Genomic DNA, 22287 nt, shown 5'->3' with positions numbered 1-22287 from the left:
ACAACGTATCTCAACTGGAGGGACATCATGTTTGTGAGAGCAACAGGCATAGGTTGTAGCGCGCTGTGTATCGCTGTCGGCATCGCCCTTGCGGGCCCTGTCCACGCAGACACCCAGTCCGCACCGGAAGTGACTTCCGCCGCACAGCACGACACGCTGCATTCCTTGCGCGGCACCATGCCGCGACCCGATGATTTCTCCAAGAGCGGCCAAAATCATAAGGCGCGCCCCTTGCCGTGGCTGGATGGCCCCGGCAATCCAACGGATGCCGCCGTACAGGGTTCCGCGACCGGCAGCTTTGCACCGACGCTGGGTTCCGGTGTCGACGGTGTCGGCAACGGCTTCAGCGGTCCGCAGGGGACGTTCACCGTCAACAGCGCGCCGCCGGATACCAACGGTGCGGTGGGCGCGACCCAGTACGTACAGATCGTCAATAGCGGTTTTGCCGTATTCGACAAGGCCACCAAGGCCGTGACCTACGGCCCGGTGTCGACCAATACGCTGTGGTCGGGCTTCGGTGGCCCGTGCGAAACCGATAACGACGGCGACGCCACCGTGGTGTACGACAAGGCCGCCGGACGCTGGGTGATCTCGCAGTTCGCGGTGACGGCGTCGCCGTACTTCGAGTGCGTGGCCGTCTCGGCCACCAGCGATGCCACGGGTGCGTACTACCGTTATGCGTTCCCCTACGGCACGACCTTCCCCGACTACCCGAAGATGGGCGTGTGGCCGGATGCGTATTACGAGACCTTCAACATGTTCAACGGCAACACGTTCGCCGGTGCGAAGCTGTGCGCCTACGATCGCAATGCCATGTTGAGCGGTGCCGCCGCCACGCAGCAGTGCTTCCAGCTCTCAACCAGTTATGGCGGCGTCTTGCCGGCGGATCTGGACGGCAGCACCGCGCCGCCGGCGGGTTCACCGAACTACCTGATGAACTTCGGCACCAGCAAGCTGAACCTGTGGAAGTTCCATGTGGACTGGACCAACACCGCCAACACCACGTTGACGGGACCGACGGCGATTCCGGTGGCTTCGTTCGCATCGGCCTGCGGCGGCGGCACGTGCGTCCCACAAACGGGTACCAGCCAGAAGCTCGATTCGCTGGCTGACCGTTTGATGTTCCGCCTGGCCTACCGCAACTTCGGCGATCACGAGTCGCTGGTGGTCAGCCACTCGGTGAAGGTCGGTACGACCAAGCAGAACCCGTATACCGGCGTACGCTGGTATGAAGTGCGCAGTCCGAGCGCCACGCCGGTGGTGTATCAGCAGTCGACCTTCTCGCCCGATACCACCTACCGCTGGTTGAGCTCGGTCGCGATGGACAAGCAGGGCAACATGGCGTTGGGCTACAGTGCGTCGAGCAGCGCGATCCATCCGGCCATCCGTTACACCGGTCGTCTGGCCACCGATACGCTGAGCACGATGCAGGCGGAGGCCAGCATCGTCGAAGGTACGGGCTCGCAGAGCGGCAGCAACCTGTCGCGTTGGGGCGACTACAGCGCGATGACGGTCGATCCCACCGACGACTGCACGTTCTGGTACACCAACGAGTACCTGAAGACCACGGGCGCGTTCAACTGGAGCACGCGTCTGGCGTCGTTCAAGTTCGCGACCTGTCAGTAACCGAGAACCCCTTGCCCGACCGGGCAAGGGGTTCTCGTTGGTCTTGAATGGCTGTCCGAGCGTGGCCTTTATTTCGTCCAGATCCATCCGCGTCGCCAAGAAGGGATTCGGATGCTCCTGAATCCCGGTGTCCCAGGCGGTCGACGCATATGGCCCTCTCGGTAGACCAGTGACGACGCCGCGCTGGATGTCGCGATGCGGCGTGTCAATGGATCGGGCTCCTGCGACCTTCCATGGAATCAGTCGCCGCGCGCCCCGACCACCAGCGTGAAGCTCTGCATGAAATGAAAGTCTTCGCGACGCAGTGCGTAGTCTGCATGCTGTGGATCGCACAGGCGCGAGAGTTCGGCGTAGTCCTCGCTCGACAGAAAAGGCCGCAGCCGTTCTCCCCACGTGCCGCGGAAAATCGCCTCCAGAAGATAGGCCTCTGTGTCGGCGCTCACAGGAAAGATGCGCTCGATGATGAACGTCCGTGCTTTCACATGGCGAAGCCCCGCGTTGCGCATAAGACCTACGGTGGCGCGAACGGCCTTGAGATCCTGTTCTTGCAGCCCGTATCGCTCCCGGTAATAGCGCCGCACGGCTTCGTTGGTCAGCCGTTCGAGCCGCGAGTCCCACGCAAAGTACATATCGGGCAGGAACGAGCTCTGGCCAAGCGCGATTCGTCCGCCGGCGTGCAGTAACGAGGACAGCGCTTGCAGAGCAGTCAGGGGATCGGGAAGGTGATGAATGGTGTTGACGCACCAGATGAGGTCCAGGCTTGCTGCGTGAAGCGGCAACCGGGACAGATCCGCCTGAAAGACAAGGCTGTTCTTTCGGCCCTGCGCGCAAGCCGAAAGGTGGGGTGCCGAAAGATCGGTGCCGACAGCGAAGCCGCCAGGTTCGACGGTTTCCGACAACCAGCGCAGCGCCTCGCCCGTTCCGCAGCCAGCATCCAGTACGCGCATGCCTGGCCGTAGTTTCAGGCTGGCGATGGCTTCTCGCAGCTCAGGCTCGGCGAAGGTATTGAAGCGTTGCAATTTGCGTGAGTAATCCCGCCCGGCGCTATCGCCAAGCGGCCCGCCAGACTGCATCGGATCGGATCTCATGCAGCATTCCTTTCGAGGCCGCGCGCGACTATTGGCAGTCAATACATGACGGCGTCAGTGCGAACGCTTCTGCTGTTCGCGCAGTGCCACGACGGCCGCGGCCGCATTCACCTGAAGCATGTGATTGGACACCTTGCTGCTATCCAGCAGCAGTTGGCGGATAGCGTTTGCGTCGAGGCCAGGCGCCAGGGACAGCAGCAGCGCAGCGATACCGCTGACGTGCGCGGCAGCCATCGACGAGCCCGTAGTGAAGTCGTAGCCGCCGTTGGGCTGCGTGGTGAGGATGTCTCTGCCGGGGGCGCTGAGCACGCCGGGTGGGGCGGCGGAGGTGTTGCTTGCGCGTACGACGATGACGCCGGGCACTTGGTTGGGGAAGCCGTCCGAATCACCCTCCGGCGGCGAGGCCGCGATGACGATGCGGCCCTGGCGCAGCAGATGGGCGAGTAGTTGGTTGAGCAGCGGGTCGGCCGGGCCGCCAAGGCTCAGGTTGACGATGCGCGCCTTGGTATCGATCACGGCGGCGAGCGCCTTGGCGAGCGTAAAGGAGTTGCAGTGCGCGCCGCTTTGCGATGAGGGTGGATACCAGCACGCCTTGAAGATGCTCAGTGTCGCGCCAGGGGACATGCCGACGATGCCCTGGTGGTTGTCGCCGACGGCGGCAATGATGCCGGCCACTTCGGTGCCGTGGCTGTCACGGTTGAACGCCGAGGTATCCGTGTCGACAAAGTCGCGCACCTCCCCAATGCTCCCCTGAAGATCGGGGTGCGCGGTATCCGCGCCGGTGTCGACGATCGCGATATGGACGTCGTCGCCACGGCTCAGGTTGTGGGCGATCGCCGCACCGGTTTCGACGAAGCCATGCTGCAGATCGGTATAGGGATCGTTGTAGCGATGGCCGCTTTCCTGCGCATCGGCGTAGACGTCGTAGTCTTGCAGCGGTTGCGCGAGCTGCACGCGCGCATCCTTGGAGAGTGCCGCAAGCAGTGCTTCGCGGGTCATGCCCGCCGGCGGCTCCAGCACGATGCAGTACAGATCCAGCGCCTTGATCGGCCAGCCGGTGATTTCCCGGATGCCGTAGGTTTCTTTCAGCGACGTCAGCGTGGAAACGGCGCGTTGCCCGGCACCGTAATGGCCGGAAGGCAAGTAGCCCAGAACGCTCGAGCCTGCATGCGTGGTGGGTGGGTCGAGCGGATTGGCGACGGCCAGAATGACGTCGCGCTTGGGGTCCATGGCCAGCACATTGGCGGCGTTGGCATCGACGGAGGTCGTTCGTGGCGTCATCGGACGCGGCGGCGCGCAGGCGCTCAGCGCTGCCGCCACCACGACCATGGCGAGAATGGCCTGTTTCATGGGGTCGGTGCGACGGGCTCCGCCAGGCGGATGCTGCGGCTTGCGCGCAGCTTCCGCAGCGTGTCTGGAGATGCCGACGCGATGTTGACCGGCACGACCGTATAAGCGCCGACATCGTTGGGGCCGCCCGCCACTTGCAATTGCAGTTCATGGAGCAGAGCGTTCCAGTCGGCCAGCCTCATCGTTCCGTCCGGCACGACATGGATCGCGCCAGGTGCCGTCGGCGGAGCATGCTGGCTAAGCGTGCGATAGGACGGCTGCGCTTCCTGCGCGGACCACAACCTGGCGCCTAGCACGCCGATGCCCACGGCCTGCACCAGCACGGCGGCAACCAGTGCGCGTGTCACCCAGCTGGTGGCACGCGCGCGGGGCGGCATGTCATCGGCATCGGGAGCATCAAGGCGTGCCATCAAACGCCGCAACCCGGCCTCCGCGTCGACCGGGACGTCCGAAGGCAACGAGACGGCCATGCGGAGCCGGCTCTGCTGTTCGAATTCGGCACGGCACGATTCGCACTGCGCGAGATGCTGCATCAACCATTCGTCCTGCCGCTGTGGGTCGTTGTCCTGCAACGCCCAAGGCATGGCCTCCCAGGCACGGGCGCAATCTTTGCCGGTGTCGACGGACAACTTCATGGAGTGTTCTCTTTCTGGATGGGCCTGCTCTGTACAGGTATATCGCCGGCGAGTGCCGGCAGTGTATTGCGCAGCCTGACCCGCGCGTGAAACAGGCGCGCTTTCACCGTACCGACGGGGCACTGCATGATGACGGCGACGTCGTCCATGGTATGGCCCAGTCCATAGACAAGCTCGACGACCAGTCGCTGGTCTGCCGAGAGGCGGTTGAGCCCCTGAGCCAGCCAGTCGCGGAGCTCCCGTTCCTCGTCAGGGCAGTGGGATGGATATCGCGCTTCCGACCGTGCATCGTCCTCGACCGGTTCGTCGCCGTGCTGGCGTAGCGCCTTCAATCCGCAACGGTAGGCGATGCCGATGATCCAGGTGGATACGCGCGAGTCTCCGTGGAAGCTGCCGGCTTTCTGCCAGGCGATCCAGAAGCAGTCGTTAATGACTTCGTCGATCACGTCAGGCCGCCGCGTGAGGCGCGAGAGAAACCGGCTCAACCTGCCGTGGTAACTCCGGTACAGCATGGTCAAGGCCGCACGATCCCCTGCTGACATGCGTTCAAGCAGCATGCGGTCGGTCGCGTCTGCATCGATGTCCATGTCGTTCATGACCGTTTCTGGAGAGGGTTGGATACCGTGAGTGTCCTGCCGAAGGAAAAAGGTTGCTGCCGATCAGAAAGAGAACGATAGGGTCGCCACCCAGGGAGCGACGTCGAGGCTGTTCCGGGAACGTTTGTACCCGCTCGTCAGTATGCGGTCGAGTTCCAGATGCCAGGACTCGTACGTCCACGTCAGGCCGACATGGCCATAGCGGTAGGCATTCCATCGCGTGTAGGCGTAATAGCTTACCCCGCCGTCTTCGTGCGAACTTGCTTGATCGTGGTCGTAGTAGCGATAGGAGACGACTTTGGCCTGGGAGATACCCGCGCCGGCGGAAAAACCGAAGTGCCGGGGCAGGGGCCAATGAAAGCCGACGTCCGCCGCGCCGCGCAGCCGGCGGTCGCCGGGGCCTACGCCGTGAATGGCGGACAGCCCGAAGGTAAGCACGTCCCGGTACACCCAGCCCAGGCCCGCTTCGACCCGGTCATAGGCGCGTGCCTGCCTGGGGCCGTTCGGGTAGACGTAGTAACTCAGGCTGGCTCCCATCTCCCAGTCGGGCGCGAGCGTCCAGTAGCGCGCCGCCTGGGCGAATGTCTCGGTGAGGCGATCCAGCCTGCGGGCTTCCGCGCTTGCCGACAGTCGCAACGACCAGCCTTGGGGTGATGCCCAGGATATGGCGCCCTGCACGATGGGCGTCTCGCGCGTGACAGGCAATCCGCGGTCCACCAGTTGCGAACTCAGCGCCACGGTGCCGCTCAGATTCGCCGATTGGGCATGGATCGCCAAAGGGAGGCATGCGCCGATGGCAAGTGAGGTGCAGCCAAGACTGCGACGGAAAAGTCCCGTACGTCGTCGCCTGGTGAAGCCCTGGTGAAGCAGGTGTGCATGCCGGATGCGGTGGCCCGCTATGACCGAATCAAACACGCGCCACCGCAGAACCGCGAGGCCCTGCAGGTATTGGATTGGGTATGACAGTGCCCGCCGCCTAGTCATGCGTTATGCAACATCGGCTCATCGTCTGATTGCCCCGTGAAGCTAGTGGAACGTATCCAGGTACGAGATGAGATCTTCGAGCTGCTTGGGATCGTCAAGGCCACTGTACTTCATCTTGGTGCCGGGGTTGGCCTTCCTGGCCGGTTGCGAAAGATAGGCGTGGAGCTTGTCGGTCGTCCACGTCCAGGGCGCCTGGTGCAGGGCGTCGGAGTAGTGATAGTCGGGGAGGCTGCCGGCCGCACGCCCGACGATGCCGAACAGGCTGGGGCCTTTCTTGTTGTGTCCTTGCTTCACGCTATGGCATTCGGAGCATTCGCTCTTGAACACGTCGGCGCCGGCGTTGGCATCGCCAGCCCATACATAAGACGAGCCCGTCATCCACGCCATCAACATGCCTGCGGCAGCCATGCACCGCAGGGCCCTCGTCAAAATCGTTCGGGTCACTTACTTGCTCCTGTCGGATGTCTTTTTAGAACGCGACGCTTGCGGAAATGGAGAACTGGTCCAGATCCCGTGCGTTGGTCACAGGAGCACCTAAACCGGGAGCGACGCCGAAGATGTTGTTGCGGACGCCGTTGAACTTGGTGAAACGGAACCAGGTGGCCGCGAGCTTCAGGTTGGCGAAAGGCAGCCAGGAATCCTCCTTGCCAAAGGGTGCCCAGAACAGGGTGATGAGCTGGCTGGTCGTGGCAGGGTCGCCGTAAGGCGGGTACCGCACCGGGTCGCGCGAGCCGGTGCTCTTCAGGTAGGCCAGCGTGATGCCGTAGCTCTGTTTGAAGGTATAGGTCAGGCCCAGGGTCTGGTCGTGCGCGGCGACATGCGATTTGGTCAACAGACCCGGAGCGAAGGGCGCCGCGAAGGTGCTGCCGTAGTCGCGCTGCTCGAGAATGTTGACGTAGCTCAGCTGCACGATGTGTTCCCTGTTACCGATGAACTGGTAAGTGAGGTCGTAGCCCAGATCAGTGATGTCGTCCTCGCGTGCGTTGCGGGGAAGCTTGCGCTTGGTGGTCAGTCCGACCACGCCCGCGGAGAAGAACTGGTGCTTGAACTCTTTCATATAGGCCAGGCGCAGATAGCCGGTGCCGCTGAGTTTGCCCGGGTCATCCGACGGGCGATAACCGAAGTCCGACTGCGTGGAGCGGGGCATCGCCATGTAGGTGCCCACCGCGCCGAGCCAGTTCGAATCGAGCACACCGTAGGCCACCGCGCCGATGACCCGCGTCGCCAGCGCATTGGGACTCGAAGGATTGAGCAGCGTGCCCGAGATCGCCGGCGGACCAAAGTTCGCGGCATTGGGCAGGGCGCCGATCGGATCTTCGAATCCCGGACTGTTGTTGACGCTTACGCCCAGTGTCGTGTCGTGGCCGCCCATCTTCAGTTCCTTGGCGACATAGCGGATATCGACATTGCTCAGCTTGGTGTGGAAGTGATCGTTGCCGGTGTTGTCCGTTTCCACTTTGACGTAGCCGCCGACGTGGTCGGTGATGCGTCCCGCCAGATAGAGGTCGGCCTCCGTGAGTTGCGTCGTGTTGTCGCCACGGGTCGGCACCGTATGCGTGCCAATCAGCTGGACGGCCGCGGGAATGCTGGAACCTTTGCCGCCGGTGTCGGTATAGCCATTGAGCTTGAAGCGGATGCCGTAGGGGGTCAGTGCGGGGCCATAGGCGCCCGCGTGACAATCCGCACAAGGTGAGCCGGTTTGCCTGGCGTAGGCGGGCGTGGCATGGGCGCTGTGACTGGCCAACAGCAGCGTCATCGCCACGCACAGCCACACGCGAGTGACCAGGGAATGGCGTGCAGATCGGCACCAGCGCTTCGCGAATGGAATTAGATGGGTTGGCATGGGATGTCCTTGCCTTGATGGAATGGCATTGAAGAGGGCCATGGCCGCGTCAACCCCGGCGATGCGGCAGCATCATCCGAAGCACTCGGTCCTTGAGGATGAAGTGGTGCCATAGCGCCGCGACCACATGCAGCGTCACCAGGCCCAGCAGCAGCCACGCGACCGATTCGTGCCAGGCCGTCAGCGTGTCCGCCAGATCCTCGTCGGCGCCGACAAGCGCAGGCAGCGTGATGCCAAAGAAGTGGACGGGCTTGCCCTCGGCGTTGCTGAGCGCCCAGCCGAGCAATGGCTGGACCAGGATCAATACGTACAGCGCGAGGTGCGTCATGGCGGCGGCAGCGCGCAACGGCCACGCGGTATGCCCCTCTGACGGAAGCCGGCCCAGCCGCCAGCGAAGCGCCGCGCGCACGAAGAACAGCAACAGGATCAGCAGGCCGAAATGGCGATGCCCTTCGAGCAGCCATAGGCGCAGGGCGCGTCCGTCGACCTGGTCGCGAATCAGGATCAGGGTGACGCCGAGCAGCAGGAAGAGTGCGGTCAGCCAGTGCAGGATCATCAGCGATCGCGGCCGCATCAGCGGCAACGCTGCGTCGTTGCGATCCCCGGATAGTGCGGACGTGCGCACGCTATCCGATGACTGCTCATGTCTGGCCGTATCCGAGTTGCTTTTGTCTGCTGCCATCGTTCCGTGGTCCCCGTGCATGGCCTGTGCCATGGCTTCGCGCCGAGCGTTGGAACACGCATCGGTCATCGATGTGTTCCCCGGGAGGTTGGTGCCTGCTCGGCCGGGAAAGGTTGCATGCATCGGCTTCGACGATTCGCGGATGCCCTGGATAGGCGCACGCAACCTTTTGTCGGGCGTCCGGCACTCAGGAAACAACACCCTCATCCACGTCCAACGCCTGGCTACGGACATGAAAATCGAGCGCATCCAGTTGCAGCAGCATGGCGACAGCCGCGGCATGCTTATCGCCTTGGAGCAAGATCGCAACGTGCCGTTCCAGATCCGGCGTGTGTATTACCTGTTCTCCACCAAATGCGATGTGCATCGCGGCATGCATGCGCATCGCAACCTCATCCAGCTGGCCGTGCCGGTGCGCGGATCCGTCACTTTCCTGCTGGACGACGGGGAGGGACCGTGCGAGGTGGTGCTGGATGACCCATCGCAGGGCCTGCTGTTGCGGCGCATGGTCTGGCGCGAGATGTACAACTTCAGCGAGGACTGCGTGCTGATGGTGCTTGCGGATCAGCTCTACGATCCCGCGGACTACATCACCGACTACGCTTCGTTCCTACGTGACGTCCACGGCAGCGCGCATCAAGGGGATGTAGCCGCATGCCTCGGTCGCTAGTGCTCATCGGCGCGGGCGAGTTTGCGCAGATAGCCCGGGAATACTTCGAACACGACAGTGATTACGACGTCGTCGCCCTCAGTGTCGAGCGCGACTATATCGATCAGGCCCAGTCCGACGGGCTGCTGGTCGTCGCCTATGAAGAACTCGATGCGATCTATCCACCCTCGGAGGTCGAGGTATTCGTCGCGATTCCCGCGAGCCAGCTTAACCGGTTGCGCACGCGCTTCTACCTGGATGCGAAGCGCAGGGGCTACCGCTGTGCCAGCTACGTGAGCACCCACGCCTTCGTCTGGCGCAACGTGCAGATCGGCGAGAACAGCTTCATCTTCGAGAACAACGTGATCCAGCCGTTCGTCCGCATCGGCAACAACTGCATCCTGTGGAGCGGCAACCATGTGGGGCATCGCACGGTGATCCATGACAACGTATTCGTTGCATCGCATGCGGTGATTTCCGGCTACTGCGACATTGGCGAGGGCAGCTTCATCGGGGTCAACGCGACTTTCAACGATCACGTAAAGATCGCACCGGACAGCGTGATCGGCGCCGGCGCGCTGGTGACGCGGAATACCGAGCCGGGCAGGGTCTACGTCGGGTCGCCGGCGCGTCCGTTGCCCGACCGCTCCAGCTTCGACGTGACGTTGTGAGGGCTGGATGACTGCCTGGACCAAGAAAGGGCTGGTATTCGAGACCTCACGGCAAGGTGTGGGCGGATGGATGGCTCACTCGGCGTTGACTCCCACGCCGTACCGGATCAATGAGGATGTCATCCGCGTCTATGCCGGCTTCCGCGATGCCGATGGCGTGAGCCGGATCGGTTATGTCGACGTGCGCGCCGACGATCCGTCGCGCGTGGTCCGGGTCAGCGCCGAACCGGTGCTCGACATCGGCAGGGACGGCTGCTTTGACGACAACGGTGTGATCCTGGGCGATGTCGTCGATGCTCCTGGCGGCTTGCACATGTTTTACGTGGGCTTTCAGCGCGTGGCGAAGGCCAAGTTTCTCGCCTTCACCGGCCTGGCGATTTCCCGCGATGGCGGCGAGCGTTTCGTGCGCGCCCAGGAAACGCCGATTCTGGATCGCGCGCCGGGACGAAGCACCATCGGTGCGATACATACGGCGATCCGCGAAGCGGGCCGCTGGCGGCTTTGGTACGCGGTAGGCGACGACTGGGAGCTCATCGATGGGCAACCCTTTCCCCGGTATCACATCCGCCATGTGGAAACGTCGGACCTCACGGCGATACCCCGGGACGACCAGGAATGCCTGCGCCCGCACGGTAGCGAATATCGCATTGGCCGCCCGCGTGTGTATCGCCTCGATGACGGCTACGTCATGTATTTCACGCGGGGCAATATCAATGGCGAGTATTTCCCCGGCGTGGCCTTCAGCCGTGACGGCCTCCATTGGAAACGTTGTGACGAAGCACTCGGGCTGCCGCTTTCGGTCGCCGGATGGGATTCACGCCAGATCTGCTACCCCGCGCTGATCCGCCAGCGCGACAGGATGCTGATGTTCTACAACGGCAACGACATGGGCGTCGATGGCTTCGGCCTGGCGATAGCACCGCAAGGGCAGATCAACGGTGACAGCCATGCTCGCGGTTAGGCCCTACTCGCCAGCGGATGCCGCCGCCTGGGACGCCGTCGTCGAGCGGTCGAGGAGCGGCAACTGGCTGCATCGGCGCGATTACATGGACTACCACGCCGACCGCTTCGTCGACCGGTCGCTGTTGATCGAGCGGGACGGCGAGCCCGTGGCGGTCTTTCCGGCGAACCTCAAGGGAAACACCGTGGTCAGCCACGGTGGACTGACCTACGCGGGCCTCCTCAGTACGCCGGCGCTGCGCGCCGAATCGACGCTTGCCGTGTTCGAGCAGATTGGCGCGTTCTACCGGGCGCTGGCGGCGGAGCGCGTGATCTATAAAGCGGTGCCGCACGTGTTTCACCGCTATCCCGCGGATGAAGACCTGTACGCGCTCCACCGACTCGGCGCGCAGCTGCAGCGGCGCGACATCTCATCGGTGATCGCGCTACGGGAACCCTTTCGATTTACGGAAGAGCGGAAGCGCGCCGTCAGCAAGGCGAGGCGGCTGGGGTTGCGTGCGCAGGTCAGCAGCGAGCTTGCGGAATTCCATGACCTGCTCACCGAAGTGCTGCACAAGCACGACGCCACGCCGACACACCGTCTGGACGAACTGCAGCTGTTGCGGTCGCGCTTTCCCGAACAGATCGTGCTCTATGAAGTGCGCCACGAAGGCGAGCTGCTGGCGGGTGCCGTCGTCTACGACTTCGGCCGGGTCGTGCATACCCAGTACCTGGCGGCCTCGGACGAGGGCCGGCGGCTGAATGCGCTGAATTTCCTGCTGGCCGAACTGATCGACGTCTACGGCGACAGGCACTACTTCTCCTTCGGCATTTCCACTGAGCAGGAGGGCACATCCATCAACAGCGGCCTCATCTCGCAAAAAGAGTACTTCGGCGCGCGTGGCGTGGTGCATGACTTCTACGAGTGGAGGCTCTGATGGACGTGCCATTCCTCAGCCTCAAGGAGGTCAATGCGCGCTACGCCGACGAGCTGAAGGCGGCCGTGGGGCGAGTCATCGATTCCGGCTGGTACATCCTGGGGGAGGAGGTGGCTGCGTTCGAAAAGGAGTTCGCCGCGTACTGCGGTGCGCGTCATGCCGTGGGAGTGGGCAACGGTCTGGATGCGCTATCGCTCATCCTTCGTGGCTACAAGGAGCTCGGCGCACTGAGTGAAGGTGATGAGGTCATTGTGCCGGGCAACACCTTCATCGCCAGCTTCCTCGCGGTAACCGAGAACCGGCTTGTGCCGGTACCGGTGGAACCCGATCCTTCGACCTTCAATATCGATCCGGCGCGCGTCGAAGCCGCCATCGGCCCGCGAACGCGCGCCATCATGGCCGTGCATCTGTATGGCCAACTGGCCGACATGCCGTCGCTCGCTGCCATCGCCCGCAAGCATGGACTGTTGCTGATCGAGGATGCCGCACAGGCCCACGGTGCAGCGAGCGCGGGGCGCAAGGCAGGTTCGCTCGGCGATGCGGCCGGCTTCAGCTTCTTCCCCGCCAAGAATCTGGGAGCGCTGGGCGACGGCGGCGCCGTGGTCACCGACAACAGCGCGCTGGCCGAACGCGTGGCAGCCCTGCGCAATTACGGATCGGAGGTGAAGTACCACCATCCGTACCAAGGGGTGAATTCGCGGCTCGACGAAATCCAGGCCGCCATGCTGCGCGTCAAGCTGAGGTATCTCGATGGCGACACCGCACACCGCCGCGAGGTGGCGCGTCGCTATCGCGAGGCCATCTCGCATCCCGACATCGCACTGCCTGGCGTGACGCACGAAGAACAGCATGCCTGGCATCTCTTCGTGGTGCGCAGTCCGCGACGCGACGCGCTGCAGAAGCACCTCCAGCACTGCGGTGTACAGAGCCAGGTGCACTATCCGGTGCCGCCGCACCAGCAGCCGGCTTACGCCGAGTTGCAGGGATGCAAGCTGCCGCTGACGGAGCAACTGCATCGCGAAGTGCTGAGCCTGCCCATGGGGCCGTCTTTGCCGATGGACGCCGTCGAGCAGGTCATCGCGGCCTGTCAGTCGTTTGGAGGCGCGCCGTGAATCTGGTGCGGGCCAGCATCTATACCGCCGCCGCGACGGCCGCGCGCCTGCTCGCGGGCCTGGTGGTGATCAAGCTGGTGGCCTGGTTCGCCGGACCGGAGGGCGTGGGCAAGCTGGGGCAGTTCATGAGCCTGATGTCGTTGCTCGCGGTACTTGCGGGCGGTGGCATCAGCTCCGGCGTAGTGAAGTATGTAGCCGAGTATCGCCATGATCCCCGACGCCTGCGGCGCCTGCTTGGCGCCGCGCTCTGGTATGCGCTAGGCGCGTCGCTGGTGATGGGTGGATTGACGCTGGTCTTCAGTCCGCAGATCGCCCAGTGGCTGCTGGGCGATCTGCGCTACACCAGCCTGATTCGCGTACTCGCGTTCGCGCAGCTGGGGATTGCGCTGGCGAACTACATCCTTGCGGTGATCAACGGTTTCATGGACGTGCGTCGCCTGGCGCTGGTGCAGGTGGGCGGCTCCATCCTCAACGTCGCGATGGTGGCGTGGCTGTCGCAATGGCTGCATCTTTATGGCGCCTTGCTGGCCTTGGTACTTGGCCAGGCGCTATGGCTGGCGGTGGGGTGGCCGGCGTGGCGCCGCAGCCCGTACTTCAGGCGCAGCATGCTGCGGATGCGGTTCGATCGCGAGATGGTGGCGAAGCTCGCGGTGTTCTCGACGATGACGCTCACATCCGCGCTGCTGTCGCCGCTGGTCAATATCGCGATCCGGGATCACCTCGCGCTTCAGTTCGGCTGGGAGCAGGTGGGTTACTGGCAGGCGGTAAGCAAGGTATCGGATGCGTATCTGCTTTTCGTTACCACCGCCATCAGCGCCTACTACCTGCCCAGGCTGGCCTCGGTCAACGATCGGGCGGGGCTGGCACTCGAGTTTCGTCACGCTTATCGATTCTTCCTGCCGCTGGTCGTGCTGGCGGCCCTGGCGATCTATGCCATGCGGGACTGGGTAACGCTGGCGCTGTTCAATGCGGATTTTGCGCCGGCCAACGGTCTGTATGGACCGCAGTTGATCGGCGACGTCATCAAGGTCGCCTCGTTCGTTCTGTCCTATCTCATGCTGGCCAAGGCGATGACGCGCTTGTTCATCATCTCCGAGTGCGTGTTCGCGATGAGCTACCTCGCGCTGGTCTATGTCTTTGTCGCGCGCTTCGGCCTGGTGGGTGCGGTCTACGGATTCGCCGTCAACTACACCCTGTATCTCGTTTTCAACGTCGTCGTGGCGCGGCGCTATCTGGGAGGGCTGAAGCAATGGTCGGCGCAGTACCCATGATGCCGACGGAGGCGCCGCTGGTTTCGGTGCTGATCCCGGCGTTCAATCACGAGTGCTTTATCGAGCGCTGTCTGGACAGCATTCTGGAAGACCCGTATCCGTCGAAGGAGCTGGTCATCATCGATGACGGATCCACCGACGGCACGGGCCAGCGGATCGCCGACTGGATCGAGCGCCATCGCGGCGAGATATCCATCGAGTACGTGCAGCGCGAAAACCGCGGCGTGGCGGCCACGCTCAACGAACTGGCGGCGCGCGCGCGCGGCGAGTATCTGCGGCTTGGCGCGAGCGACGACTATCTCCTGCCCGGCGGCCTGGATACCCAGGTGGGCTACCTGCTGGCGCACCCGCGGAAGTGGGCGGTGATCGGCGACTCGATCGTGGTGGATCGGGAGGGCAGGGTGATGCACGAAAGCGGCATGCGCGATCTCCACCACGCGGACCTGCGCCTGTACAGCACGGACGAAGGCATCCGTTTCGCGGTGATCAGCCACTGGGCCATCGGTGGGCCGGTGGCCCTGGTCCGGAAACGCGCGCTTGAAACCGTGGCTGGCTGGAACGAGAACCTTTGCATCGATGACTGGGATTTCTTCCTGCGCTTGGCGGCCCACGATGCGATCGGTTTCATCGACGCGCGGGTCTGCGCCTATCGCATCCACGGCGAGAACATGAGCCGCACGCGCAATAGAAAGGCCAGGATCATCAATCTGACCGAAGCGCAGAATGTCGCCCTGCGCCGGCAGGTGATGTTCGGCGAGCCGTATCGCACCCTGCTCAGGGCGGAGTCGCATCACATAAGCGCCAAGATCTCGTTCCTGAGAGGCGAGCTGGGGCCGCTCATGATCCATATGGCTGCCTATCTTTCGCTGGGTGTCCTCTCCCGGCTGAAGATGCGGTCGGCGGCGCACATGGTGGAGCATGCATGATGAAAGCGGGCATGACCCATCTGCTGCGCCTCCCGTCAGCCTATCTGACGTTGCCGGTATCGATTTCCTGCGGTCTGACGCTGCTCAGCTATGACCTGCCGTCCGGGTATCTGGAGGGGATCATGCTGCTGTTGATCACCTCGCTGGCGATCATGGTGTTTGACGTGGCCGCGGGGCTCCGCTTACCGGAGTCGGCGCGGTTCCGTGCGAAGAGCTACGTAGGCACGCGGGAGTCTTTCGTTGCGCTGGGCTTCGCGGCCTTCATCATCCTGTTCTGCATCTTCGACCTGCTGCTGTTTCCCATTCCGTTGATCGACGCGCCAGCGTCCTACGCCAAGATGGAGGGCGGGCGCGAGCACGTTAGGCACATCTCGGACATGTGCTGGGTGCTGCCGCCGATCGGCCTGCTATGCACCAGGAACAAATGGCTGCGCAACGCGCTGATGTTCATCGGCCTGGTCTTTCCTATCCTAGTGATCGATCGCAACCGCGTGTTTGCGGCGTTGTTCGCCACGGCGCTGGTACTGGTGTTTCGCCGGGACGAGCACACGCCGCTGCCGTGGAAGACGGTCAGTCTGCTGGCGATTGCCGGAGGCACCATCTTCTCGGTGCTGGGTATCCTGCGCTCGGGCACGCTCGATACTGTCACGCTGCCTTTTAGCGACTTCTATCGGGCGGCACCGGTCGGTGTCCGCTGGCTGCTGCTCTATGCCGGCGCCGGCCCGTACAACTTCGCCGCCCTGCTGGCCAAACACTATTCAAACTCCACATTTCTGATCAACCAGCTGGTGCCGCTGGCCGGATCGATCGCGACCGCCGGCACGGATATCCCGCTTGATGCCTCGAACATCAACGTGGGATCGGAGTTCCTGCCATTCCTGCTGGCGTTTGGTCCTTACGGCGCCGTGTTCTCGATGGTTGCTCTCTATGCCATGCAGCGGTGGAGCGTGCGGCGGCTCTATCCGCAGGTATCGCTGTTCGCGCTGCTGATCTTTCTCCGTATGTCTTACGTCTGCGTGATGTCGCCGTTCGCGCCGCAGGCCTTCACCTGGACCAATGCCGGCTTCATAGCCCTTTGTCTGTTGCTGCAAGCCTTGGCGCTGTTGCTGCCCAACCGGCGTGTCGATGTGGTGGTCGGGACGCATGCGCAGAACCCTTCTTCGTAACACTTGGGGTGAGTCGAAATGATGGAAAAAGATGAGGTCTACCTGGTCGATATGTGGCGGATACTCGTCCGCGAGTGGCGATGGTGGCTGGCGATGCTGGTCCTGGCTGTCGCGGCTACGTTCGCCTTCACTCACCTGGCGAAGCGCCAGTGGGAAGCCACTGCGTGGATACAGATTGGGCAGGTCGGTGCGGTGCCCGCGGGCCAGGATCCGAAGGTCGAATCACTGGCCAGGGTGCTCGAACGCCTGCAGACAGCGGCCTTCCAGAATGAGGTGATGCAGAGCATCGGCTTCTCGCCCGAGTCGCGCGAATCGCGGATCTATCGCAAAAGCCTGAAGCTGGAACCCCTGCCTTACGCGGGGCCGCTGGTGAAACTGACCGTGCGCGGCAGCTCCCCACAACAGGCGCAACAATTTGCAGAGGCCACGGTGAGCCGGCTGCACGCGATCCACCAGGGACTGGAGGCCAAACCACTAGCGCTGGCTCAGGCGCGACTGAATGAAGTGCAGTCGGAGTTGAGCGGCGCGGTGGCCGAGCGCAATCAGTGGAAGCAGGCGGTGAGCCAGAGCGACCCCGCAGGCAAGGCAGGGCAGGGCACGGCGCTGACGGGAATGCTTGCCGCCAGCATGCGTGGCGATATCTATGGATTGTCGGCGGCTAGGAGCGATCTCTCCACTCGACTCAGTACGACATATACGTATGAGACGTCGTTGCTCTGGCCGGTCTATGTTCCTGAGCATCAGGCGTTTCCCAATCCGGTGTTGTGCTGGGGGATAGGTATTTTGTTCGGTCTGTGCCTGGGAGTTTTTGCTGCGATGGTGAGGAATGCGCTGCGGCGTCGGAAGTCGGACTAGGAGCCTGTTGAGGTTCTCTGCCTTTTTATATCGGTCTGCTCCTCCTCTTGCTCATGGAGGGAAGCCTTCGGTTCGCGGTTTCCTACTGTGATGTGGGGTTATCGCGACCTGGCCGCTTATGCAGCGGGCATTTCGGACGCCTGCCGGCGCCCGAGTTACTTTCTCTTTGCTGGCCCAAAGAGAAAGTAACCAAAGAGAAATGGCCTGAGAGCAGGCGGTGTGCTCTGTAGCTGCGCATCTTCCAGTGCCAGACGTCTGGAGGGTTTCTCTGTTTGCTCTCTCTTCTGGATCTGATTGGCGTCGTGAGAGTTGCGCGTGCCTTTCTCCTCCCCCTGCTCGCAGGGGGAGGCCGGGAGGGGGTAAGCCCTTGAGAAAACCTTTCCCGAAACGCTTTCTCAAGTACTCACCCCTCCCCAACCCTCCCCTGCGAGCAGGGGAGGGAGCAGGGCAACAACGCCGGCAGGCGTCCGACATGCCCGCTGCATAAGCGGCCAGGTTGCGATAACCCAACGATTGTCGCGAAGTTCAACCAAAGCCCCCCAGACAGGCACTCACCCACTAGACGAATACAGCGCACCGGTGAGGCGTAGATGGATATGAGCGGACAATACGGGCTCGGCCGCGGCAAGCAGCACCGGCCTGTGGGATGGGGCGCCCGCCCGCCACACCAGAGTTCATTGGATGATTGGCAACTGCTCGATACGCAGCAGGCATTCGACAGCGTTGCGGCTGACTACGACGGTCCGCGCGGCAACAACGAACTGATCCAGCGCATGCGCGTTTCCCTGTGGGAAACCGTGCTCAATACGATCCCGGTGGGATCGACCCTGCTGGATCTGGGGTGCGGCACCGGCCACGATGCCATCGAGTTCGCTCGCTTCGGTTACCAGGTGGAGGCAACCGACTGGTCGCCGCAGATGATCGCGCGCACCCAGTCGCGCGTCGCGCTGGCTGGCATGGAGTCGCGTGTGTCGGCCACGCATCTGGGCATTCATCAGCTCGACCAGCTGCAAGGGCAGTTCGACGGAATCTATTCGAACTTCGGTCCGCTCAACTGCGTGCCGGACATGCATGTGGTCGCCAGTGAGTGCGCGCGGTTGCTCAAGCCTGGCGGGCATCTGGTGTTTTCGGTGATCGGCCGGATCTGTCCCTGGGAGGTCGTGCACTACGCCTTGCGTGGCCGCTTCAAGCGCGCCGCGGTGCGTGGCCGTCGTGGCGCCTCGGCGGTGGGCATGAACCACCACACGATCTGGACCTATTACTACCTGCCGCGCGAGTTCTATCGCGTTTTCGAAGAGCACTTTGCGCTGCAGAGCTACCGGGCGTTGAGCCTGTTCCTGCCGCCGCCTTACCTGGTCGATTACTACCGCCGTCACCAGCGCCGATGCCGACGGCTCGGCTGGCTCGACGATCACCTGGGCGGGTTGCCGCTGTTGCGCAACATGGGCGATCACTTTCTGATCGTGATGCGGCGGCGCTGAGGCCGTGGGCGCGTTGCCATCCACCGTGAATGTCACGCTTTGCGGTGCGGCCACAATCACGCCCGCCGGCATCTCGCGCGCACCGCTGCCGGTTCGGTGCGGGCGGGTGGCCACATCGCCGGTGGCATCCAACTATCGGGTCGATCTTCACGACCATCTGATCTTTCCCGGTCTGATCAACGCGCACGATCACCTGCACGTGAATAGTGTTCCTCCCTTGCGGGAAGGTGCACCGTTCTCCAACAGCTACCAGTGGATCAAAGCGTTTCAACCGCACTTCGAGCAACCGGATGTCGTCGCAGCACTGAACTGGCCGAAGGCATGGCGACTGAAGCACGGCGCGCTCAAGAACCTGCTGGCCGGCACCACGTGCGTGGCTCACCACGATCCCTGGGATGCGGTGCTCGATGCCGTTGATTTCCCGGTGGCGATGTTGCGCGATTACGGCTGGAGCTATGCCTTGGGCTGGGCGGGTTACGGGCCGCCGGTACGGGAGAGTTTTCTCGCGACGCCGACCCAGTGGCCCTGGCTGATTCACCTGGCCGAAGGTACCGATGCGACGGCGCAATCGGAGCTGTCGATGCTGGAAGAGCTCGGCTGCCTGGCGGCCAATAGCGTGCTGATCCATGGTGTCGGTCTGAGCGAACGCGATATGGATCGCATCATTGCCGCGAACGCCGCCGTGGTCTGGTGTCCGGCAAGCAATCATGCACTGCTCGGCCGCACACTGGATCCGCGCCGGCTGGCGGCGGCGGGAAGGCTCGCCCTCGGTACGGACTCACGCCTGAGCGGCGCACGCGATCTGCTCGATGAAATGCTCGTGGCCTTGGCGCTCGACGGCCTGTCACCGCAGCAACTGCTCGAACTCGTGACTACGCGCGCTTCGCGAATTCTTCGACTGCCACGGCGCGGCCATCTGACCGCCGGCACGTACGCGGACATGGTCATCGTCAGGGATGGCGGCGGTGATGTGGCGGCCAATCTCGTGGGCGTCAGGCGCGCCGACATCCGCGCGGTGATTCGCGATGGCATGCCATGCGTTGCCGATCGCGATTTCGCCGACTGGTTCGCCGCGTTTGGCGTGGAGACCGTGCCGGTGCTGCTCGATGGCAAGCCCAAGCTGCTGGCCCGCTCGTTGGCCGAACCGAACCTGATGGCGATGGAGCCTGGGCTCGAGTTGTCAGTGCAGCACGATGTCCCTGCCGAGGTATGCCACTGATGAGCAACATACCCATCCTCGAACCCGCCGAGGCTTACTCGCTATGGGCACCGCACTATCCGGCGCGTGCGCACAACCCGGTGATGCAGGCGGAGCAGAACGCGATGCTGGCCCTGATGCCGGCCGAGCTTGCGGGATTCAGCGTGTTCGATGCCGGCTGCGGCAGCGGTCGCTATATGCGGCATGCACTGGTTCGCGGCGCAAAACGCGTAACAGGTGTGGACCCTTCGGCGGCGATGCTCGACCGGGCGCGCGATGAACTGGCCGACCTTCGCAGCAACGCCGTGATCGAGTTGGTACAGGGCAGCCTGGAAGCCTTGCCCATGCCCAGTGCCTGGGCGGACCTCACGGTCTGCGGCCTGGTCGTGGGCCATCTCGATGATCTGGAGCAGGCACTGGCCGAACTGCGCCGCGTCACCCGGCCAGGCGGCATGCTGTTGTGTAGTGACGTGCATCCGACCGGCCATGCGCTGGGCTGGCTGCGCGATTTCAAATCGGGCGACAAGCGCTACGCCGTGCGGCACACGCCGCATCTCTATAGCCACTGGCACGCCGCCTGCGCGACGCTGGGCCTTGAGATCGAGCAGGTGATCGAGCCCATGCTCGATCCTGCCGATATTCCGGCGGAAGCGCGCTTCGATCCGATCGCCTTGCGAGTGCCTGTCGCGCTGGTATTCCAGCTCAGGCGCACCCCCTGAATCACTCGAGCCACATCACTTCAGGCCGAACCCGCGTATGCCGAACCCGCCCAACACCTTGCTCGTCAATCCGACCATCACCCGGCGCGCCAGCGCGCGGTTTCCGCTATCGCTGCTGCATCTTTCCGCGACGCTGGATCGAAGCGGCAGCAGCCGGATCATCGACGGCAATATCGACCGCCACTTTGTGGCTTCTACGCTCCGTGCCATCGAGCAGGATCGGTTCGATGCGGTGGGCATCAGTGTCATGGGCGGTCCGCAGACGGCGCCGGCCATCGCGGTTTCGCAAGCGATACGCGAACGCTTTCCGGCTTTGCCGATTGTCTGGGGCGGGTACTTCCCGACGCTCTATCCGGAGGTGGCGTTGTCCGCTCCGTATGTCGACTACGCGATCCGGGGGCAGGGCGAGAAGACCCTGCAGGAGCTCGTTACTGCGTTGAGCGCGGAGCCTTCGGCAGCGCCGGCAAACATCGCCGGATTGTCATGGAAGCATCAGGGCACCGTGGTGCATAACCCCAATCGCCACTTCAGCTTCGCCGATCCGGGCCGCGTGCTGCCCTACGACAAGCTGGGAGATCCCCGGCAATACCTCGCACGCACCTTTCTTGGCCGGCGCACCGCGGCGCACCAGGTGGCGATTGGCTGCCGGTTCCGTTGCACTTTCTGCGGTGTGGCGGCGATGTTCGGCGGCACCACGATGCTGCCGGCCGCGGCGCGTCTCGAGCGCGATCTCAGCTATCTGAAGTACAAGCTCGGCGCGGACTCGATCCAGTACTTCGACCATAACTTCTTCGATCGGGAAGAAGACATGCTGCCGTTGCTGGAAGTGATGGCCAAGTACGCGATGCCGTGGTGGTGCTATGCCCGCGCCGATGCGCTGCTGAACCTGTCGGACGAAGCCTGGAAGCTGGTGCGCAAGAGCCGGTTGAAGATGGCCTACATCGGCGCGGAATCGCCCAACGGCCAGATGCTCAAGGAAATCCGCAAGGGCACGCGCCCCGACCAGACGCTGGCGGTAGCGGAGTTGTGCCGGCGCCATGGCGTGATCCCTGAACTCTCCTTCATGGTCGCGCCGCCCGAAAACACAGAAGAAGAAACCGAACACACCTTCGAATTCATCCGCGAGCTGAAGCGGATCAATCCGGAGTCCGAGATCATCGTCTATGTCTACACGCCGCTGCCGGAGAGCAGTCGCCACGAGAAGGACCGCGGCCGCCGTGCCGCCACGCCCTTGCGCGATATCAACGGTGAGCCTGTGATGTTCCCCAGCACACCGGAAGAGTGGACGCAGCCGCAATGGGTGAACTATGCATGCCACGCCGATGCGCCCTGGCTCGATGACAAGATGCGCCGGCGCATTCACGACTTCGTGACCGTGCTGCGCTGTCGCTATCCCACTGTGCAGGATCTGAATTCGCCACCGTGGGCCAAGCGGGCGCTCAGTGCCACGGCATCCTGGCGCTACCGTTTCCGCCGTTATGACCGCCCTTGGGAACTCAACCTGGCGAACCGGCTCGTGCGTCTGCGCATGCCACAGGTCTCAGGCCTGTAGACGGAG

Annotated in this window: 22 protein-coding genes; 14 read left to right on the top strand and 8 right to left on the bottom strand. The window is 63.4% G+C overall.

Annotated features, from left to right (window positions below; genetic code table 11):
- Positions 1–27 precede the first annotated feature (27 nt).
- A complete protein-coding gene (locus ISS97_RS11695; protein ID WP_379986501.1) occupies positions 28–1626 on the top strand; it encodes a hypothetical protein in 1599 nt (532 codons plus the stop codon).
- Between the two features lie 239 nt (positions 1627–1865).
- Here the strand turns inward: ISS97_RS11695 and ISS97_RS11690 are convergent, their stop codons facing one another.
- The 8 genes from ISS97_RS11690 to ISS97_RS11655 form a co-directional block, all read right to left on the bottom strand.
- Positions 1866–2714: a class I SAM-dependent methyltransferase gene (locus ISS97_RS11690; RefSeq protein ID WP_379986502.1), complete on the bottom strand. Its 849-nt coding sequence runs from the start codon at positions 2712–2714 to the stop codon at positions 1866–1868.
- 54 nt (positions 2715–2768) lie between these two features.
- Entirely contained in the window at positions 2769–4064 is a 1296-nt protein-coding gene (locus ISS97_RS11685) for a S8 family serine peptidase (RefSeq protein ID WP_379986503.1), read from the bottom strand.
- Positions 4061–4699 (bottom strand): anti-sigma factor family protein, encoded by a 639-nt coding sequence (locus tag ISS97_RS11680; protein WP_379986504.1) that lies wholly within the window; start codon positions 4697–4699, stop codon positions 4061–4063. The genes ISS97_RS11685 and ISS97_RS11680 overlap by 4 nt, the downstream gene beginning before the upstream one ends.
- Positions 4696–5295 (bottom strand): RNA polymerase sigma factor, encoded by a 600-nt coding sequence (locus ISS97_RS11675; protein WP_379986506.1) that lies wholly within the window; start codon positions 5293–5295, stop codon positions 4696–4698. Before ISS97_RS11675 ends, ISS97_RS11680 begins: the two co-directional genes overlap by 4 nt.
- 63 nt (positions 5296–5358) lie before the next feature.
- Complete coding sequence (locus ISS97_RS11670) at positions 5359–6072, bottom strand: TorF family putative porin (RefSeq protein WP_379986508.1); 714 nt, start codon at positions 6070–6072, stop codon at positions 5359–5361.
- Positions 6073–6321: 249 nt separating this feature from the next.
- The gene (locus ISS97_RS11665; protein ID WP_379986509.1) at positions 6322–6687 is read right to left on the bottom strand and encodes a c-type cytochrome; all 366 of its coding nucleotides are present in this window, start codon (positions 6685–6687) and stop codon (positions 6322–6324) included.
- Between the two features lie 61 nt (positions 6688–6748).
- Positions 6749–8122 (bottom strand): cytochrome C, encoded by a 1374-nt coding sequence (locus tag ISS97_RS11660; protein WP_379986511.1) that lies wholly within the window; start codon positions 8120–8122, stop codon positions 6749–6751.
- Positions 8123–8171: 49 nt separating this feature from the next.
- Positions 8172–8696 (bottom strand): cytochrome b, encoded by a 525-nt coding sequence (locus ISS97_RS11655; RefSeq protein ID WP_379986886.1) that lies wholly within the window; start codon positions 8694–8696, stop codon positions 8172–8174.
- Between the two features lie 340 nt (positions 8697–9036).
- On the opposite strand from ISS97_RS11655, the gene ISS97_RS11650 reads away from it, so the two are divergent.
- The 13 genes from ISS97_RS11650 (at position 9037) to ISS97_RS11590 (ending at position 22281) form a co-directional block, all read left to right on the top strand.
- Positions 9037–9474, top strand: coding sequence for a sugar 3,4-ketoisomerase (locus tag ISS97_RS11650; RefSeq protein ID WP_379986512.1), 438 nt, complete (start codon positions 9037–9039; stop codon positions 9472–9474).
- Positions 9459–10124 (top strand): acetyltransferase, encoded by a 666-nt coding sequence (locus tag ISS97_RS11645; protein ID WP_379986513.1) that lies wholly within the window; start codon positions 9459–9461, stop codon positions 10122–10124. Before ISS97_RS11650 ends, ISS97_RS11645 begins: the two co-directional genes overlap by 16 nt.
- 7 nt (positions 10125–10131) lie before the next feature.
- Positions 10132–11085 carry a glycoside hydrolase family protein gene (locus tag ISS97_RS11640; protein ID WP_379986515.1) on the top strand — a complete coding sequence of 318 codons (954 nt, stop codon included), beginning with the start codon at positions 10132–10134 and terminating at the stop codon, positions 11083–11085.
- The gene (locus tag ISS97_RS11635; protein WP_379986516.1) at positions 11072–12001 is read left to right on the top strand and encodes a GNAT family N-acetyltransferase; all 930 of its coding nucleotides are present in this window, start codon (positions 11072–11074) and stop codon (positions 11999–12001) included. Before ISS97_RS11640 ends, ISS97_RS11635 begins: the two co-directional genes overlap by 14 nt.
- Positions 12001–13113 (top strand): DegT/DnrJ/EryC1/StrS family aminotransferase, encoded by a 1113-nt coding sequence (locus tag ISS97_RS11630; RefSeq protein WP_379986517.1) that lies wholly within the window; start codon positions 12001–12003, stop codon positions 13111–13113. The genes ISS97_RS11635 and ISS97_RS11630 overlap by 1 nt, the downstream gene beginning before the upstream one ends.
- On the top strand, positions 13110–14384 hold the full coding sequence (locus ISS97_RS11625; protein WP_379986518.1) for an O-antigen translocase: 1275 nt from the start codon (positions 13110–13112) through the stop codon (positions 14382–14384). Before ISS97_RS11630 ends, ISS97_RS11625 begins: the two co-directional genes overlap by 4 nt.
- Positions 14381–15310: a glycosyltransferase gene (locus tag ISS97_RS11620; protein ID WP_379986520.1), complete on the top strand. Its 930-nt coding sequence runs from the start codon at positions 14381–14383 to the stop codon at positions 15308–15310. The genes ISS97_RS11625 and ISS97_RS11620 overlap by 4 nt, the downstream gene beginning before the upstream one ends.
- Positions 15311–15321: 11 nt before the next feature.
- A complete protein-coding gene (locus ISS97_RS11615; protein WP_379986522.1) occupies positions 15322–16476 on the top strand; it encodes a hypothetical protein in 1155 nt (384 codons plus the stop codon).
- Between the two features lie 18 nt (positions 16477–16494).
- Positions 16495–17331 carry a Wzz/FepE/Etk N-terminal domain-containing protein gene (locus tag ISS97_RS11610; RefSeq protein WP_379986524.1) on the top strand — a complete coding sequence of 279 codons (837 nt, stop codon included), beginning with the start codon at positions 16495–16497 and terminating at the stop codon, positions 17329–17331.
- Positions 17332–17927: 596 nt separating this feature from the next.
- On the top strand, positions 17928–18812 hold the full coding sequence (locus ISS97_RS11605; protein ID WP_379986526.1) for a class I SAM-dependent methyltransferase: 885 nt from the start codon (positions 17928–17930) through the stop codon (positions 18810–18812).
- A gap of 13 nt (positions 18813–18825) precedes the next feature.
- Complete coding sequence (locus tag ISS97_RS11600; protein ID WP_379986887.1) at positions 18826–20031, top strand: amidohydrolase family protein; 1206 nt, start codon at positions 18826–18828, stop codon at positions 20029–20031.
- Positions 20031–20729, top strand: coding sequence for a class I SAM-dependent methyltransferase (locus ISS97_RS11595; RefSeq protein WP_379986527.1), 699 nt, complete (start codon positions 20031–20033; stop codon positions 20727–20729). Before ISS97_RS11600 ends, ISS97_RS11595 begins: the two co-directional genes overlap by 1 nt.
- Before the next feature lie 37 nt (positions 20730–20766).
- A complete protein-coding gene (locus tag ISS97_RS11590) occupies positions 20767–22281 on the top strand; it encodes a B12-binding domain-containing radical SAM protein (protein ID WP_379986529.1) in 1515 nt (504 codons plus the stop codon).
- The last annotated feature ends 6 nt before the right edge of the window (positions 22282–22287 follow it).

It is taken from the genome of Dyella koreensis, assembly GCF_044904565.1.
Lineage (GTDB): Bacteria > Pseudomonadota > Gammaproteobacteria > Xanthomonadales > Rhodanobacteraceae > Dyella_D > Dyella_D koreensis.
The sequence above is the reverse complement of the archived record's forward strand: the minus strand, read 5'-3'. Positions and strand labels throughout refer to the sequence as shown.

Coding starts and splice junctions, on each gene's coding strand:
- ISS97_RS11595 (WP_379986527.1), top strand. CDS start 20,031: ATGAGCAACATACCCATCCTCGAACCCGCCGAGGCTTACTCGCTATGG.
- ISS97_RS11685 (WP_379986503.1), bottom strand. CDS start 4,064: ATGAAACAGGCCATTCTCGCCATGGTCGTGGTGGCGGCAGCGCTGAGC.
- ISS97_RS11675 (WP_379986506.1), bottom strand. CDS start 5,295: ATGAACGACATGGACATCGATGCAGACGCGACCGACCGCATGCTGCTT.
- ISS97_RS11650 (WP_379986512.1), top strand. CDS start 9,037: ATGAAAATCGAGCGCATCCAGTTGCAGCAGCATGGCGACAGCCGCGGC.
- ISS97_RS11640 (WP_379986515.1), top strand. CDS start 10,132: ATGACTGCCTGGACCAAGAAAGGGCTGGTATTCGAGACCTCACGGCAA.
- ISS97_RS11590 (WP_379986529.1), top strand. CDS start 20,767: ATGCCGAACCCGCCCAACACCTTGCTCGTCAATCCGACCATCACCCGG.
- ISS97_RS11635 (WP_379986516.1), top strand. CDS start 11,072: ATGCTCGCGGTTAGGCCCTACTCGCCAGCGGATGCCGCCGCCTGGGAC.
- ISS97_RS11610 (WP_379986524.1), top strand. CDS start 16,495: ATGATGGAAAAAGATGAGGTCTACCTGGTCGATATGTGGCGGATACTC.
- ISS97_RS11645 (WP_379986513.1), top strand. CDS start 9,459: ATGCCTCGGTCGCTAGTGCTCATCGGCGCGGGCGAGTTTGCGCAGATA.
- ISS97_RS11655 (WP_379986886.1), bottom strand. CDS start 8,696: ATGCGGCCGCGATCGCTGATGATCCTGCACTGGCTGACCGCACTCTTC.
- ISS97_RS11605 (WP_379986526.1), top strand. CDS start 17,928: ATGAGCGGACAATACGGGCTCGGCCGCGGCAAGCAGCACCGGCCTGTG.
- ISS97_RS11665 (WP_379986509.1), bottom strand. CDS start 6,687: ATGGCTGCCGCAGGCATGTTGATGGCGTGGATGACGGGCTCGTCTTAT.
- ISS97_RS11620 (WP_379986520.1), top strand. CDS start 14,381: ATGATGCCGACGGAGGCGCCGCTGGTTTCGGTGCTGATCCCGGCGTTC.
- ISS97_RS11615 (WP_379986522.1), top strand. CDS start 15,322: ATGACCCATCTGCTGCGCCTCCCGTCAGCCTATCTGACGTTGCCGGTA.
- ISS97_RS11680 (WP_379986504.1), bottom strand. CDS start 4,699: ATGAAGTTGTCCGTCGACACCGGCAAAGATTGCGCCCGTGCCTGGGAG.
- ISS97_RS11630 (WP_379986517.1), top strand. CDS start 12,001: ATGGACGTGCCATTCCTCAGCCTCAAGGAGGTCAATGCGCGCTACGCC.
- ISS97_RS11695 (WP_379986501.1), top strand. CDS start 28: ATGTTTGTGAGAGCAACAGGCATAGGTTGTAGCGCGCTGTGTATCGCT.
- ISS97_RS11690 (WP_379986502.1), bottom strand. CDS start 2,714: ATGAGATCCGATCCGATGCAGTCTGGCGGGCCGCTTGGCGATAGCGCC.
- ISS97_RS11660 (WP_379986511.1), bottom strand. CDS start 8,122: ATGCCAACCCATCTAATTCCATTCGCGAAGCGCTGGTGCCGATCTGCA.